The sequence below is a fragment of the Methylorubrum podarium genome, assembly GCF_022179745.1.
Taxonomy (GTDB): Bacteria; Pseudomonadota; Alphaproteobacteria; order Rhizobiales; family Beijerinckiaceae; genus Methylobacterium; species Methylobacterium podarium.
The window spans coordinates 1-1,869 of sequence record NZ_BPRD01000448.1 but is presented as its reverse complement, the minus strand read 5'-3'; the positions used below and the strand labels follow the sequence as shown (position 1 = coordinate 1,869).

Annotated in this window: 1 pseudogene; it reads right to left on the bottom strand. The window is 71.7% G+C overall.

Annotated features, from left to right (window positions below):
- Positions 1-121: 121 nt before the first annotated feature.
- A pseudogene (locus MFF42_RS20415) lies at positions 122-1,774 on the bottom strand (response regulator); the annotation flags it as partial.
- Between the last annotated feature and the right edge of the window lie 95 nt (positions 1,775-1,869).

The window sequence follows — 1,869 nt, the reverse complement described above, 5'->3', positions numbered from 1 at the left end:
CGCTGCGCGGCCCCGGAATGACGGGTGTTTTGCCGGTAGCGGGCAATGATGCAATCGTTGGCTGCGTCACGCGAACCCGAGCTGCAACTCCGCGGACGTCGCGCCGATCTCTGACCGGCCGTCAGACCGCCGCTTCGAGAAGCTGCGACACCCGCGCGGCGAGTTCGGCCGAGGCGAAGGGCTTCGTCATCACCGGCAGACCCTCCGGGATCTGCACGGCCTCGGCGTGGCCCGTCAGCAGCAGGACCGGCACGCCGGAGAAGCGCTGCCGGATCGCCGTGGCGAGTTCGACGCCGGTCATGCCCGGCATGGCGAGGTCGGCGACCACGAGGTCGAAGCTGTGGCCCTGCTCCAGCAGGGCGAGCGCGCTGCGCCCGTCGGCGGCCTCCGTCTCGGAGTAGCCGAAATCGCTGAGGAAGGAGGCGGTGACGTGCCGGACCTCCGCGTCGTCGTCGACCACGAGGATGCGGGCCGGGCTCGCCGCCGTCGGCACCGCGGGCAGCACCTCGGCTTCCGTGCGCTCGGCGGTGCCGTCGGCGCGCGGGAGGGCGAGTTCGATCCGGGTGCCCTGCCCGACCTCGCTGGTGATGCGCAGGCGTCCGCCCGCCTGCTGAGCGAGGCCGAACACCATGGCGAGGCCGAGCCCCGTCCCCTGCCCCACCGCCTTGGTGGTGAAGAACGGCTCGCAGACCCGCTCCAGGATTTCAGGAGGAATGCCGGTGCCCTCGTCGGCGACCGTGACGACGGCGTAGGTGCCGGGCTTGAGGTCGGGATCGTCGTGGATCTCGGCGCGGCGGGTCGAGATGGTGATCGTGCCGCCGTCGGGCATCGCGTCGCGGGCATTGATGCAGAGGTTGAGCACCGCGAGTTCGAGCTGGTCGGGATCGACCTGGGCGAAGGGCATGTCGGGTTCGAGATCGCGCTCGACGCGCACGAGACTGCCGAGGCTCGAACCGAACAGCGCACTCATCCCCTCGATCAGCGCGTTCGGATCGACGGGCCGGGCATGGGCGTCGTTGGAGCGGCTGAAGCTCAGCAGCCGCTTGGTCAGGGCCGAGCCGCGCTGCGCCGCGCCGGTGGCGTTGTCCACGAGGCGCTTGACCCGCGGCTGGTCGGCGATCTTGGGGCCGACCAGTTCCAGGCTGCCGAGGATCGCGGTCAGCAGGTTGTTGAAGTCGTGAGCAATGCCGCCGGCGAGCGTGCCGAGCGCCTGCATCTTGTCGGATTGGCGCAGGCGCGCCTCGAGGCTCTTCTGCTCGGTCACGTCCCGCTCGATGGTGGCGAGATGCGTCACCTCGCCGGCCCCGCCGCGGATCGGCACGCGGATGATGTGCGACCAGCGCTCGGCGCCGAGCGCGCCGCGGGCGATCACCGTCGAGCCGGCCTCTCCGGCCGCGATCGCGCGGCGATCGACGACTTCCGCCTCGCGGGCCTCGGGGGTGTCGGCGATCTCGATCTCGGTGCGGCCGAGGCTCGCCTCGACCGTGCCGCCGACGAGGCCGGCCTTGCGGGCGTTGAGGCGCACGAAGCGCCCCGTCGCGTCCTTGAAGGAGATCGCCTCCTCGGCGTGATCCAGGAGGCCGCGCAAAAGGGCGCGCTCGGTGGTGAGATCCCGGCCGAGGCGGTGGCGCTCGTAGGCGTTGCGCACGGTGGCGCGCAGCAGGGTCGGGTCCCAGGGCTTGGCGACGTAGCCGATGATGCCGCCGCGGTTGAGCGCGGCGATCACCGCCGAGATGTCGGCGTAGCCGGTGAGCAGGATCGCCTGCGCTTCGTGGGGCTACGTCGCCAAGCCCTGGGACCCGACCCTGCTGCGCGCCACCGTGCGCAACGCCTACGAGCGCCACCGCCTCGGCCGGGATCTCACCACCG